The organism is Stenotrophomonas sp. 115C5, from assembly GCF_056861055.1.
Window position 1 is genome coordinate 50413 of the sequence record NZ_JBSPUQ010000016.1, and the last position, 13394, is coordinate 63806.

A 13394-nucleotide genomic window follows, 5' to 3' on the forward strand; every position below is an offset into this window, starting at 1 on the left:
TCGCCACCCCTGTATCCTTGGCCGATGAACACCTCCACGCCTGCGCCGTCGCGCGCCATCGGCCTGGTCGGTTTTGACGGTGACGATACGCTGTGGAAGAGCGAGGACTACTACCGCAAGGCCGAGCAGGATTACCTTGACCTGCTGTCGCGCTACGTCGACGTGCATGACACCCAGACCGCGCGCCACCTGCTGGAAGTTCAGCAGCGCCACCTAGGCACCTTCGGCTACGGTGTGAAGAGCATGACCCTGTCGATGATCGAAGCGGCCATCGACATCACCGGCCAGCGCATCGAGGCCAAGGATATCCAGCGCATTCTGGATATCGGCCACGACACCCTGCGCCACCCGGTCGAACTGATCGACGGTGTGCGCGAAGCCGTGGCAGCCATCGCCGAGCACTACCCGGTGGTGCTGATCACCAAGGGTGACCTGTTCCACCAGGAAGCGAAGATCAAGGTCGCCAACCTGGCCGAGCTGTTCCCGCGCATCGAGATCGTCTCGGAGAAAGATCCGGAAACCTATGCCCGCGTGCTGGCCGAATTCGATCTGCCGATGCAGCGCTTCGTGATGGTCGGCAACTCGCTGCGTTCGGACATCGAGCCGGTGGTCACCCTCGGTGGTTGGGGCGTGCATACCCCGTATGCAGTGACCTGGGCACACGAGACCCAGCATGGTGTGGCCGACGACGAACCGCGCATGGTCACCGCCGACACCGCCCACGATTGGCCGGCTGCACTGGCGGCGATCGAGGCCAAGGCCGCTGCGGCGGCCTGACAGGACCCGGCGGCTGCGGCAGAATCGGGGCATGAACGTCCGACTGCGCGCGCTGTTGTTGTCCCTGCTGCTGGTGCCGGCCACCGTGCTGGCCCAGCAGACCGCCGAGCGCTCGGCAGCCTACGAGGTGGAGACCGGTGATAGCTGGGTCGATGCCCAGCTGCAGGACATCAACCACTACGCCGAACGCTACCCCGACGCCTTCCTCGACGAAGTGTCGCGCTACGCCGACGTGCCGCGCGGCTACATCAGCGCGCTGTTCACCACCCACGGCTGGCAGGCCGGGGACATCTACTTCGCCTGTTTCTGGGCCAAGGCCAGCGGCCAGACCTGCCGCGACAGCGTGCGCGCCTTCAGCCAGGACCCGGCGGGCGGCTGGGAGGCGGTGGTGAAGCGCATGCCCTCCAAGCCGGACAACCTGCATTACCGCGCCGTGCGCCATGCCATCGTGGCCAGCTACCAGCACTGGGACCGGCCGATCACCCTGGATGCCACCTTGAAACGCCAACTCAAGCGGTAGTGCCGGCCGCTGGCCGGCAACTGCACCCTTCCAGGCATCCGGAGGTTGCCGGCCAGCGGCCGGCACTACCGATTTCTTTCATGTTGCTCTGCATATCGCCGCCGCCGCGCGCTCCGGCGACAATACGGGTTCGAGCTGTTCCCCGTTCCCGTAATCGAGTGACTGATGAGCGCCTCTTTCGTTTCGCCTGATGTGATCCGCCGCCTGTTCGCACAGGCCATGTCCCGCATGTACCGCACTGAAGTGCCGTTGTACGGCACGCTGGTGGAACTGGTGGAGCGGATCAACGCGCAGGTGCTTGCCCAGGACCCGGCGCTGGCCGCGCAGCTGCAGCGCAATGACGAGCGTGCGCGCCTGGATGAAGAACGCCATGGCGCGATCCGGGTGGGCACCGTGCAGGAACTGGCCACGCTGCGCCGCCTGTTCGCGGTGATGGGCATGTACCCGGTCGGCTACTACGACCTGTCGGTGGCCGGCGTGCCGGTGCATTCCACCGCGTTCCGCCCGCTCACTGGCGCCGCGCTGGCGCAGAATCCGTTCCGCGTGTTCACCTCACTGCTGCGCCTGGAGCTGATCGAGGACGAAGCGCTGCGTGCCGAGTCCGCACGCATCCTCGAACGCCGCCGTATCTTCACCGAGGGCGCCCTGGCGCTGATCGACCAGGCCGAGCGTGACGGTGGCCTGTCGCAGGCCGATGCCGAGCGCTTTGTCGATGAAGCGCTGGAAACCTTCCGCTGGCACGGTGATGCCACGGTCGATTTGCCGACCTACCACGCGCTGCACAACGCGCATCGGCTGGTGGCCGACGTGGTCAGTTTCCGTGGCCCGCACATCAATCACCTGACCCCGCGCACGCTGGACATCGACGCCGCGCAGGCCGCGATGATCGAGCACGGCATGGCGGCCAAGGCGGTCATCGAAGGCCCGCCGCGCCGTGCCTGCCCGATCCTGCTGCGGCAGACCAGTTTCAAGGCACTGGAAGAGGCCGTGCATTTCCCGGACGCGGAAGGTGGCGATGCCGGCACGCATACCGCGCGCTTCGGCGAGATCGAACAGCGCGGCCTTGCGCTGACCCCGAAGGGCCGCGCGCTGTACGACCAGCTGTTGTCGCAGGCCCGCGATGCCGGTGGCGAAGGCAGCACCGGCGGCGACTACGGGCAGCGCCTGCAGGCGGTGTTCGCCAGCTTCCCGGATGACCACGACACGCTGCGCCAGGAAGGCCTGGGGTATTACCGCTACCAGCTGACCGACGCCGGCCGTGCCGCGCCCGAGCGCGTGGCGGATCTTCCGGCTGAAGTGCTGGTGGCCGCCGGACTGGCGACGGCCGACCCGATCGTCTACGAGGATTTCCTGCCGGTCAGCGCCGCGGGCATCTTCCAGTCGAACCTGGGCGGCGAAGAACAGCGCGCGTATGCCGCGCACGCCAACCGCGAGGCCTTCGAGCAGGCGCTGGGCGTGGCGGTGAATGACGAGTTCGAGATCTACGAGCGGCTGCAGGCGGAATCGCTGGCGGCGCTGCGCGGGTAAACGGCTTGCCGTGGAGCCGAGCGTGGGCTCGGCTCTACAGGGATTCTGTGGAGCGGGCCCTTGTAGAGCCGAGCCATGCTCGGCTCCACAGGGAAGGAGAGTCGAGCATGGCTCGACTCTACAGCCGCGGGCGTCAGCCCTTCATCGTGCCGGTATCCAGCCAGCGCTGGTGCCACGACAGCGCTTCCGGCAGCAGGTGCGGGGTGTGCTTGCCGTAGCTTTCGCGGCTGGCACGGTCGAAGTAATCCTGCAGCTGCGGGCGGAAATCCGGGTGCGCGCAGTTGTCGATCAGCACCTGCGCGCGCTTGCGCGGGGTCAGGCCACGCAGGTCGGCCAGGCCCTGTTCGGTCACGATCACCGACACGTCGTGCTCGGTGTGGTCGACGTGGCTGGCCATCGGCACGATCGCCGAAATGGTGCCGTTCTTCGCCGTCGACGGGCTCAGGAACGCCGACAGGAAACCATTGCGGGCGAAGTCGCCCGAACCGCCGATGCCGTTCATGATGCGGGTGCCCATCACGTGCGTCGAATTGACGTTGCCGTAGATGTCCACCTCGATCATGCCGTTCATGCCGATGCAGCCGAGGCGACGCACCAGTTCCGGATGGTTGGAGATTTCCTGCGTGCGCATGATGATGCGCTCGCGGTAGAAATCGATGTTTTCCTTGAACGTCTCGTTGGCCTGCGGGCTCAGCGCGAAGCCGGTGCACGAGGCATAGCTCAGCACGCCATCGCGCAGCAGGTCGAGCATGCCGTCCTGGATCACCTCGGTGAACGCGGCCAGGTCGCGGAAACCGCTCTTGGCCAGGCCGGCCAGTACCGCGTTGGGGATGTTGCCCACGCCCGACTGCAGCGGCAGCAGGTTCGGTGGAAGGCGGCCCTTCTTCACCTCGTGCTTGAGGAACTCGATCAGGTGCGAGGCGATCTGCTCGCTGGTCGCATCGATCGGACTGAACGGGCTGTTGCGGTCCGGGCCGTTGGTGCGCACCACGGCCACGATCTTGTCCGGGTCGCAGCGCAGCGCGGTGTCGCCAATGCGGTCGTTGGCGTTCACCAGCGGAATCGGCTTGCGGTGCGGCGGCAGCGCAGTGCCGTAGTAGATGTCATGCATGCCGTCGACGCCGGCCGGCTGCCATTCGTTGACCTCGACGATCACCTTCTTCGCCAGGTCCAGCCAAGTCTTGTTGTTGCCGACCGAGGTGGAGGGCACCAGCGAGCCATCTTCGCGGATGGCCGAGACTTCGATCACCGCAGTATCGATCTCGCCGTAGAAGCCGAACCACACGTGCTGGGCCACGTGGCTGAGGTGGATGTCGATGTAATCCAGCTTGCCCTCGTTGATGCGGTTGCGCGCATCCGGGTCGCTCTGGAACGGCATGCGCATGGCGATGCCATCAGCCTTGGCCAGCGCGCCATCGAGTTCCGGCGCGGTGGAGGCGCCGGTCATCAGGCTGATCTGGAAGGGCTGGCCCTGGGCATGCACCGCTTCGATGCGGCGGGCCAGTTCCACGGGAACGGCCTTGGGATACCCGGAGCCGGTAAAGCCGCTCATGGCCACGGTTTCACCGGGCTGGATCAGCGCGGCTGCGGCCTCTGCGGAGACCACGCGGTCACGGAGACGCGCGTTGGCGATGCGATCAACAGACATGACGACACGTGTTGCTGGGGGGAATTCCGATTATCGGCCATCCTCATCCGTACGGGGGGTTCTACCTTCGTGGAATGGCTTTTCCCCGGGGGCTCACCCAAACCCACCGGTTTTGTTTTGCAGTGCAGCGTGCAAAGTGCTTTCGCAGCCCGCACGATGGCCCTGCATCCCGACGTGGGGGAGGGAGCAGAGCCCGCTGGCAGTTCGCTGCAAGCGGGCTTTTTTATTGCCTGTTGCCCAGTATGAATACGCGGTTCCCATTATTGGTAGTGCCGGCCGCTGGCCGGCAACCTGAGCAACCTTCGGCAGGATCATCGGATCTACCGGCCAGCGGTCGGCTCTACGGGGTCGATACAATCCGCTCATGACTCTCGCCCCCGCTGACCTGCCCGCCTCCCTGCAGCCTCTTGTCGACCGCGCCCTGGCGCGCCTGGCCCAGGTCCTGCCCGAGCCCGTCCCGGCTGACCTGCTGCCGTTGCTGACCCGGTTGGCGGTCACCAGCGATTTCGCACTCGATACCCTGGTGCGGCAACCGGCGCTGCTGGCGCAGCTGGCCGCGCCCGGCTGCCCGCCGATCCCCGCACCCGTGCTCGACCCGCTGCAGCCCAGCGATTGGCCGGCGCAGATACGGCGCTGGCGCACGGCCATGTCCACGCGGCTGATCTGGCGTGACCTGACCGGGCTGGACGACGTGGCGCAGACCCTGGCCGGCGCCACCACCCTGGCCGAGGACTGCCTGCGGCTGGCGCTGGATGCCCTGCAGCAGGAGTTCGCCCAGCGCCACGGCGTGGTTCGCGATGGCGAAGGCGCTCCGCAGCAGCTGGTGGTGTTTGGCCTCGGCAAGCTGGGCGGCGGCGAGCTGAACTTCAGTTCCGATATCGACCTGGTCTACGCCTACCCACACGGCGGCGAATCCGACGGGCCGCGCGCGCTGGCCGCCGAAGAGTATTTCGCCCGGCTCGGCCAGCGCCTGGCCAAGCTGCTGGACGAAACCACCGTCGATGGCTTCAGCCACCGCGTCGACCTGCGCCTGCGCCCGTTCGGCAGCGCCGGCCGCGTCGCGCTGTCGTTCGCAGCGATGGATCAGTACTTCCAGCGCGAAGGCCGCGACTGGGAACGCTACGCCTGGCTGAAGGCGCGCGCGGTGGCCGGCGATATCGAGGCCGGTGAAGCGTGGCTGCAGACCCTGCGCCCGTTCGTGTACCGCCGCTACCTGGACTTCACCGCGCTCGATGGCCTGCGCGAGATGAAGGCGGCCATCACCGCCGAAGTCGCGCGCCGTGAACTGCATGAAGACATCAAGCGCGGCGCCGGTGGCATCCGCGAAATCGAATTCCTGTGCCAAGCGCTGCAGCTGATCCGGGGTGGCCGTGAGCCAGCACTGCGCGAGCGCCGCCTGTTGGTGGCGCTGGACGCCTTGGTCGCCGCCGGACAGATCGCGCCTGAGGATGGCAGCGCGCTGCGCGAGGCTTACCTGTTCCTGCGCCGCCTGGAAAACCGCCTGCAGATGTTGCGTGATGCGCAGACGCATGTGCTGCCCAGCGATGCGCTGGACCGCGAGCGCATTGCCGTCGGCCTCGGCTACCCGGACTGGGACGTGCTGCGCGCGGCGTTGGCCGAACAGCAGCAGCGCGTCAGTACTGAATTCGCCGCGTTGCTGGCACCGCGCAAGGGCCAGGCCGCGCCCGATGCACTGGCCAACTACTGGCGCAGCCTGCCCGAAGGCAGCAATGCACCGCTGCTGGCCGAAGCCGGTTTCCTCGATGCCAATGGCGCCGACCAGTCGCTGCGCGATTTCGCCCAGGGCACCGGCGTGAAGTCACTGTCTGATGCCGCGCGTGCGCGACTGGACCGTGTGCTGCCCGCGTTGTTGCATGCGGCCACACGTTCGCCGCAGCCGGATGCCGCGCTCAAGCGCGTGCTTGGCCTGCTTCAGGCGGTGCTGCGCCGGACCAGTTATCTCGCGCTGCTGGACGAGCAGCCCAGCGCGTTGGCGCGGCTGGTCGATGTGCTGGCGCGCAGCGCACTGCTGGCCGAACGCCTGGCGGCGTATCCGCTGCTGTTGGACGAATTGCTGGACGTACGCGTGTCCGGGCCGATGCCGGATGCCGCCGGGATGCTGGCCGAGTGCCAGCAGGTGCTGCCGGTGGAGGATCCCGAATCGCAGCTGCGCTGGCTCAACGAGACGCGGCTGGCGCTGAGCTTCCGCATGGCGATGGCCACGCTGGACGGCCGCCAGGGCGCGGTGGACAGCACCCGGCAACTGGCCGAACTGGCGCAGGCGGTGGTGGTCACCGTGCTGGCAATGGCCGAGGCGGACATGCGCGCCGCACACGGTGAGATTCCCGGTGGCCGCTTCGCGATCATCGGCTACGGCAGCCTGGGTGGCCTGGAACTGGGCTTCGGCTCCGATCTGGACCTGGTGTTCCTGCACGACAATCCGGCCGGCGTGGACGCCAGCGACGGCGCGCGTCCGCTGGAGCCGGGGCGCTGGTATGCGCGCCTGGCGCAGAAGGTGATGGCGCTGCTCGGTGCGGTCACTGCTGCGGGCCGCCTGTACGACATCGACGTGCGCCTGCGCCCGGATGGCGGCAAGGGTTCGCTGGTGTCTTCGCTGGCCAGTTACACCGAGTACCAGCGCGAGCGTGCGTGGACCTGGGAACACCAGGCCCTGGTGCGCGCGCGTGGTGTGGCCGGCGATGCCAGCCTGCTGGCTGACTTCGAACAGGTGCGTGCGCAGACGCTGGGCCGCGAACGCGATCCGGCCACGCTGTATGCCGATGTGTTGAAGATGCGTGGCCGCATGCGCACCGAACTGGACCGCAGCGATGCCGCGCGGTTGGACCTGAAGCAGGGCGCGGGTGGTGTGGTGGACCTGGAGTTCCTGCTGCAGACCGGCGTGCTGGCGCGCAGTGCGCAGCATGCGGCGCTGCTGCAACCACGCGATACGCCGTCGTTGATCGATGCGCTGGCGGTTGCCGGTTTCCTGCCGGAAGACACGGCGCAGGCGCTGCATGGCGCGCATGCCACGCTGCTGGACGTGGGTCTGGCCTGCACGCTGGATCGACGTCCGCGACTGGCACCGACCACGCCCGCGATTGAAGAGGCGTGTGCCGCGATTACCGCAGCGTGCAGAGCTGCAGCGTTGCCGTTCGCCTGAGTGGTTGCATCCGCCAGAGCAATGGCTTGCTTTGGGTAGGTGCCGACCGTTGGTCGGCACTATCTTTCAGCGGCGATGAACTCTGATGGAGCGTGCCGACCAACGGTCGGCACCCACCGGATCAATGGCTCGGCGATGACCTGCCGGACCGATGATCTGGCCGTTGGCCTGCTGTTGGTAGGTGCCAACCTTGGTTGGCACAACCCGTCAGCGTTCATGACCCCGGCCACAGCGTGCCAACCAAGGTTGGCACCCACCAGAGCATGTGCGGTCAGCTGGCGGCGCGCAGCGGCGCCATCTTCCACAGCAACGCGCGGAACGGCGCCAGCAGGCATACGCCGATGGCCAGCTTCACCGCCAGGTCACCCGCCGCCCAGCTCACCCACGGCAGGGCGGAACCGGCAAATGCGATCGACCAGAAAATGGTGGTATCCACCGTCGCGCTGCAGGTGGTGGCCACCATCGGCGCACGCCACCAGCTGCCACGACGCAGGCGGTCGAACACGGTGATATCCAGCAGCTGCGCCACGATGAACGCCGAGCACGAGGCAATCGCAATGCGCGGCGTGGCCACCCAGATCGACAGCAGTACCGCCACCGCGAAACCGATCCACGCCACGCGGCGCGCCGGGCCCGGGCCGAAGCGGCGGTTGATCAGGTTGCTGACCAGGAACGCGACCGGATAGCTGAAGGCACCCCAGGTCAGCCAGTCATTGATCGGGTACTGCACCAGTACGTTGGACAGCAGCACCACTGCGCCCATCGCCAGCACCGCCAGCACCAGGGCGCGCGGGGTCAGCGGGGCAAACACAGGGGCAGGACGCACGGACATGGCGAGCCAGGGGGACAAAGGGGGATCGCCCATTATCCGCCCGGCCCGCGGCAACGCCAAAACCGGTCGTTCAGCTTTACAGCACCTCGCTCATCACGTCGCCGGCGGCGTAGGCGGTCGGCACATAGGCCAGCGCCTGGCCCTGCGCGCTCTTCACGGTCCAGCCGGCGCCGGCGTCGGTCGGGTCGAAGCGCACCTGCTGGCCAACGACGAAGCCGGCGACCGGGTCATCGCCTGCAGCCGCCGGCCATTGCAGCGTTGCGGTCTGGTCGGCCTTGCCAGGTACCTGCAGGTGCACCTGGCGATCACCGGCTGGCGTGGTGGCGACCTGCTTCACCTCCATCGGCGGCAGCGGAACCGCCGGTGTGCGTGCGGCGACCTTGCCGTTGCGCTCGCTGGCCTTGAACGGGGCCTTGGACAGTTCGGCCAATCCCATCGACGTGGCCAACGGAATCGACAGCACGATCAGCGACGTGACCAGCACGCTGGTCTGGCCGCTGTTCAACTGTGGCGCGGCGCCGGCATGGACGGTGGGCACCACCAGCGCCGAAAGCAGCAGGGCAGTGGCGGGAACGCGCAGGCAACGGAACATGGAGACCTCCTGGTCAGGGTGGGGACGGCGGCTCAGCGCCGGGTATCGAAGATGTCGCGCGGGCCGGTGGCCTCGGGCAGGTATTCCAGCGGGCGGCCTTGGTTGTCCTTCAGCTGCCAGCCCTGGTCGTTGCCAGTGGGCTCGAAGTTCACGGTCTGGCCCACGGTGAACTGCACGGCCGGATCGCCGATTCCGCGCGGGTACTGCATCGACGCGGTGTTCTGCGGGTCGTTGGCATCACGCAGCAGCACTTCGCGGCGGCCGTCGACGGTGGTGGCGATGGCGCTCACCTCCATCTGCGGCAGCTTGATCTGCTGCTGACGGGCCAACGGGCGACCCGCATCCGCCGCATCCTGGGCTTCCTTCGCTGCAGCCGCACGTGCCGAGGTGACCATCTGCGTGGACATTTCGAGGCTTGGCCCCTGCGGGCCCGGGTCATGGATGATCACGATGCGGCGTTCGGCATGGGCGGCATTCGCGGCGAACAGGCCGGCGACGAACACCATCGACATCAGGGAAGGCAGCAGCGGACGCATGTCGTTCTCCTCGCGGGATTCAGGGCGTGGCGGCGGCAGCACCGGCCACCGGTACATGGGGGATCACCAGTTCCTGCTGCAGTTGGCTGCGCTGGTGCAGGAAGTCGAATACCGATTCCACCGTCACCACCGAATAGTTGCCGGAAATGCGTTCGCCGGCCGGATGGTCGGTGGTGGTGGCGTTGGCCACGAACAGGCGCGCACCCACGCGCTTGCCGAGGCCGATATGCAGCACGCTGGGCTGGTACTTCTGCTGGCGCAGCCACTGCTGTGCCTGTTCGCGCTTGACGATGGCCGGCGCGCCTTCGGTCTGCGCCATCGCTGCGGCCAGCACTTCCAGCACCCACTGGTTGGAGTTCTGGTAGTCGGTGGCGAACGGGTAGGCGACCACGTTGTACCTGGTTTCGTGCAGCGCCTTGGGCTGGATCGAGGGCGACACCAGCATCGCCTTCAACGCGGCACGCAGCGGCGCCGAGGGCACGCCGATGCGCAGGTCGGTATGGCCGCCGCTCTCGCCGACGAAGTTGCCCAGCCCTTCGTGGTACAGCTGCGAGCTGTCGGTCTTGCAGCGGTTGAGCAGGTGCATCGCGCGCCAGCGGCCGTCGTCCTCGCGCAGCAGGAACGCCAGGTGGCTGTGGCGCAGGCCGTAGCGGCTCAGATCCTGGCCACCGCGCGCGGCGACCACCACGTCCACATCGGCCAGCGCATCCAGGCGCTCGGCGGTGGTCCAGGCCACGTCCAGCATCGCCGCCTGCGACGCCACGCTCGGGTAGCGCTCGCGGCACTCGGTGCTGTTGGCCCATGCCGGTGCGGTCGCCAGCAGGCTGGCGATCAGCAGGGCGGCGCGGGGCAGGCGGGAGAAACGATCCATGTCGATACCTTCAACGGCGGGCAGGCCCGCGCGCCGATCATACGCCGCTCAGCGCAGCGGGCGGTCCACGCCCTTGCGCTTGAGTTCCCTGTCGCAGGCATCGCTGATCGGCGCGATCGGCAGCGGCGGGCGCTCGCCCGTCTTCGGATCGCGCAAGGCCGGTTGTTCGCGATACGCGTCCAGCTGCTGCTGGCACTGGTAGGAAATCGGGTCCAGTTCGGTGGGCGTGGTGGAGCAGGCAGCGAGCAGGGCCAGGGGCAGCAGGAGCAGGGTGCGCATGAAGACGTTCAGCGTGATGGGGGAAGCTGGACTCTAACCGCGCAACCGGATCGAAATGTTCAGAAAACGCTGCGCGCCCGGCACCACCGCAATGCCAGGCGCCCAGGATTGCCAGCCAGCGGCCGGCACTACCCCAGCGCCAGGCGTTGCTTCACTTCTGCCGCTACCCGAGCGGTCTCGCGCAGCGGCTCGATGCGGTCGTACTGCCAGTCCAGCCAGTGCGCCTGCAACCGCCCGCGCTCGCGCAGCTGCTGCTGGAAGCGCGCCAGCCGGCCTTGCACGGTATTGGCCAGCGCCACCATCACCGGCATGCGCGTGGCGCAGGCTTCAGAGAGCAGGTTCACCGAATCGGGCGACACCACCACGCGGTTGGCCCAGCCGAGCAGGCCGCCATAGGGATTGGTGCCGTCGCCGCCGTCGCCCCAGATCACGTGCGGCAGGTCGGTGAAGGTCGCGCGCAGGATCTCGGCCAAGGCCGGCGGCGTGCGTCGCGAGGTGGTGGCCAGGAGGCTGCCGCCTTCGCTGCGGATCTGCTCGGCCAGCGCCTGGAACACGCCCACCATCGCGGTCTCGTCCCAGGGCGCCAGCGGTGTCGGCCCGCCCACCAGCAGCGCGGTGCGCGGGCCCGGCAGGGTGCTGAAGCCGGCGAACGCGGCGCGGCCCCAGGCCAGCCAGTCATCGTCCACCGGGTTTAGGCTGCCGAGCAGGGTCAGCACGTTGCTGCCGCGCAGGGCGTCGTGTTCGGGTACCACCACCACATCCCAGTGGCGAGCGTTGATGCGCGGGTCGAGGATCTGCACCACCTGGCTGCCACGTGCGCGTAGCACGCGCAGTGCGCCGGCGGCCTGGCGACCACAGCCGATCGCCAGCGCCGGGGCGTCTGCCGCCAGCGTCGCGAAGGCCTCGCCGTAGCCGTTCACATCACCGGGCAGCCGCCGCGGCGACAGCCAGCGCCAGGGTGCGCGGGGCTGCAGGACCAGCGGCCGATGGGTGCCCTGGCGCAGCGCAGAGGCCAGCGCGACCGCCTGGCGGACATTGCCCGCACGGCCGTCCGTGACCGTCCAGGGCGCACTCGATCGTTTCACCTGTGGCATTAATTCGTTTCAGCCCTGCTGGGTGTTGCAACAGTCGCGACACTCTACACTGCGGCTCGTCGTTTCGCCCCGCGCCGCCCGCGGGCACTGACTTCCCTTAGCCGCCCTGGAGATCCACCGATGTCCCACGCGCTCGACGCTGCTGCCCTCGATCAGCTGTTCCGTACTGCCCGTACCCAGAACGCCTTCCTCGACAAGCCGGTTCCTGAGAGCCTGTTGAAGGAACTGTACGACCTGGTGAAGTGGGGCCCGACCGCCGCCAACACCACGCCGGCCCGCTTCGTCTTCGTCACCTCGAAGGACGCCAAGGACAAGCTGGCCCCGGCCCTGTCCGAAGGCAACCTGGCCAAGACCATGGCCGCCCCGGTCACCGTCATCATCGGTTTCGACCTGGACTTCCACGAGAAGCTGCCGTACCTGTTCCCGCACACCGATGCCAAGGCCTGGTTCGACGGCCCGCAGGAAGGCCGCCACGAAGCCGCCATCCGCAACGGCAGCCTGCAGGGCGCCTACCTGATCCTGGCCGCACGCGCGCTGGGCCTGGATGCCGGCCCGATGTCCGGCTTCGATGCAGCCAAGGTGGATGAAGCGTTCTTCGCCGGCACGTCCATCAAGTCGAATTTCCTGGTCAACCTGGGTTACGGTGACTCGGCGGGCCTGTTCCCGCGTCTGCCGCGCCTGTCGTTCGACGAAGCGGCGCGCATCGCGTAAGTCGCTGTATCGGTTTCGGGCCGTCATCTTGGCGGCCCCTGTTGTCCCCACCCTACGATCCGGAGAGTTCCTGAGATGAGCGCCACCCGTAAACTGCTGCTGCCGCTGGCCCTGACCCTGGCCATCGCCGCCTGCTCCAAGCCGGCCGACACCGCTGCCCCGGCCGCCGATGCCGCCGCCCCGGCCACCACCGAGCAGGCCGCCACCCCGGCTGCTGATGCCGCCGCTGCCGCGCCGGCTGCTGAAGCGATCAAGATCGCCTCGGGCACCTACAAGCTGGACCCGACCCACACCGACGTGCTGGCCCAGTGGAGCCACTTCGGCTTCTCCAATCCCAGCGCGCACTTCGGCAACGTTGAAGGCACCCTGGTGTACAACGCCGAAGACGTGACCAAGTCCACCGTGGAAGTGAAGCTGCCGCTGAGCGGCCTGAACAGCTTCACCGCCAAGTTCGACGAGCACCTGAAGAGCGCCGACTTCTTCGACGCTGCCAAGTTCGCCGATGCCACCTTCAAGAGCACCAAGGTGGAAGCCGCTGGCACCAACAAGCTGACCGTCACCGGTGACCTGACCATCAAGGGCATCACCAAGCCGGTCACCCTGGACGTCACCGTCAACGGCGGCGGCGAGCACCCGATGGCCAAGGTTCCGGCCGCCGGCTTCGATGCCACCACCACCCTGAAGCGCAGCGATTTCGGCGTCGGCGCCTATGCCCCGAACGTCAGTGATGAAGTGAAGATCCGCATCACCACCGAAGCCACCGGCGAAAAGCCGGCTGCTTGATGCATCCAACTCACTCGTCGTGAGAAGGCAGAAGGCCCGCTGAAAAGCGGGCCTTCTTTTTGGG

General features: G+C 67.7%; 13 protein-coding genes. 6 read left to right on the top strand and 7 right to left on the bottom strand.

What is annotated here, in order from left to right; translation table 11 throughout:
• The first annotated feature begins 24 nt into the window (after positions 1–24).
• From AC13FN_RS16795 to hglS, 3 genes are all read left to right on the top strand, one after another.
• Complete coding sequence (locus AC13FN_RS16795; RefSeq protein ID WP_049397778.1) at positions 25–777, top strand: HAD family hydrolase; 753 nt, start codon at positions 25–27, stop codon at positions 775–777.
• A gap of 31 nt (positions 778–808) precedes the next feature.
• Positions 809–1297, top strand: a complete 489-nt coding sequence (locus AC13FN_RS16800; protein ID WP_049437069.1) for a hypothetical protein — start codon at positions 809–811, stop codon at positions 1295–1297.
• A 165-nt stretch (positions 1298–1462) separates the two neighbouring features.
• The gene (gene hglS, locus AC13FN_RS16805; protein WP_049437066.1) at positions 1463–2824 is read left to right on the top strand and encodes a 2-oxoadipate dioxygenase/decarboxylase HglS; all 1362 of its coding nucleotides are present in this window, start codon (positions 1463–1465) and stop codon (positions 2822–2824) included.
• Between the two features lie 133 nt (positions 2825–2957).
• On the opposite strand, the gene AC13FN_RS16810 is transcribed toward hglS, so the two are convergent.
• Positions 2958–4472 carry an acetyl-CoA hydrolase/transferase family protein gene (locus AC13FN_RS16810; protein WP_012509864.1) on the bottom strand — a complete coding sequence of 505 codons (1515 nt, stop codon included), beginning with the start codon at positions 4470–4472 and terminating at the stop codon, positions 2958–2960.
• A 364-nt stretch (positions 4473–4836) separates the two neighbouring features.
• Here AC13FN_RS16810 and glnE point away from each other — a divergent pair, with 364 nt between their 5' ends.
• Complete coding sequence (gene glnE / locus AC13FN_RS16815) at positions 4837–7632, top strand: bifunctional [glutamate--ammonia ligase]-adenylyl-L-tyrosine phosphorylase/[glutamate--ammonia-ligase] adenylyltransferase (protein WP_054170804.1); 2796 nt, start codon at positions 4837–4839, stop codon at positions 7630–7632.
• A 271-nt stretch (positions 7633–7903) separates the two neighbouring features.
• On the opposite strand, the gene AC13FN_RS16820 is transcribed toward glnE, so the two are convergent.
• The 6 genes from AC13FN_RS16820 to AC13FN_RS16845 form a co-directional block, all read right to left on the bottom strand.
• A complete protein-coding gene (locus tag AC13FN_RS16820) occupies positions 7904–8464 on the bottom strand; it encodes a queuosine precursor transporter (RefSeq protein ID WP_054170805.1) in 561 nt (186 codons plus the stop codon).
• A gap of 76 nt (positions 8465–8540) precedes the next feature.
• Entirely contained in the window at positions 8541–9056 is a 516-nt protein-coding gene (locus AC13FN_RS16825; protein WP_049412249.1) for a hypothetical protein, read from the bottom strand.
• A gap of 32 nt (positions 9057–9088) precedes the next feature.
• Complete coding sequence (locus AC13FN_RS16830) at positions 9089–9592, bottom strand: hypothetical protein (RefSeq protein ID WP_054170831.1); 504 nt, start codon at positions 9590–9592, stop codon at positions 9089–9091.
• Between the two features lie 19 nt (positions 9593–9611).
• Positions 9612–10463 carry a DUF2145 domain-containing protein gene (locus AC13FN_RS16835; RefSeq protein WP_482985048.1) on the bottom strand — a complete coding sequence of 284 codons (852 nt, stop codon included), beginning with the start codon at positions 10461–10463 and terminating at the stop codon, positions 9612–9614.
• A 48-nt stretch (positions 10464–10511) separates the two neighbouring features.
• Positions 10512–10742: a hypothetical protein gene (locus AC13FN_RS16840; RefSeq protein WP_046984459.1), complete on the bottom strand. Its 231-nt coding sequence runs from the start codon at positions 10740–10742 to the stop codon at positions 10512–10514.
• Between the two features lie 128 nt (positions 10743–10870).
• A complete protein-coding gene (locus tag AC13FN_RS16845) occupies positions 10871–11836 on the bottom strand; it encodes a mitochondrial fission ELM1 family protein (RefSeq protein WP_054170809.1) in 966 nt (321 codons plus the stop codon).
• A 120-nt stretch (positions 11837–11956) separates the two neighbouring features.
• On the opposite strand from AC13FN_RS16845, the gene AC13FN_RS16850 reads away from it, so the two are divergent.
• Positions 11957–12547, top strand: coding sequence for a malonic semialdehyde reductase (locus AC13FN_RS16850; RefSeq protein ID WP_054170811.1), 591 nt, complete (start codon positions 11957–11959; stop codon positions 12545–12547).
• A gap of 75 nt (positions 12548–12622) precedes the next feature.
• On the top strand, positions 12623–13330 hold the full coding sequence (locus AC13FN_RS16855; protein ID WP_005407837.1) for a YceI family protein: 708 nt from the start codon (positions 12623–12625) through the stop codon (positions 13328–13330).
• The last annotated feature ends 64 nt before the right edge of the window (positions 13331–13394 follow it).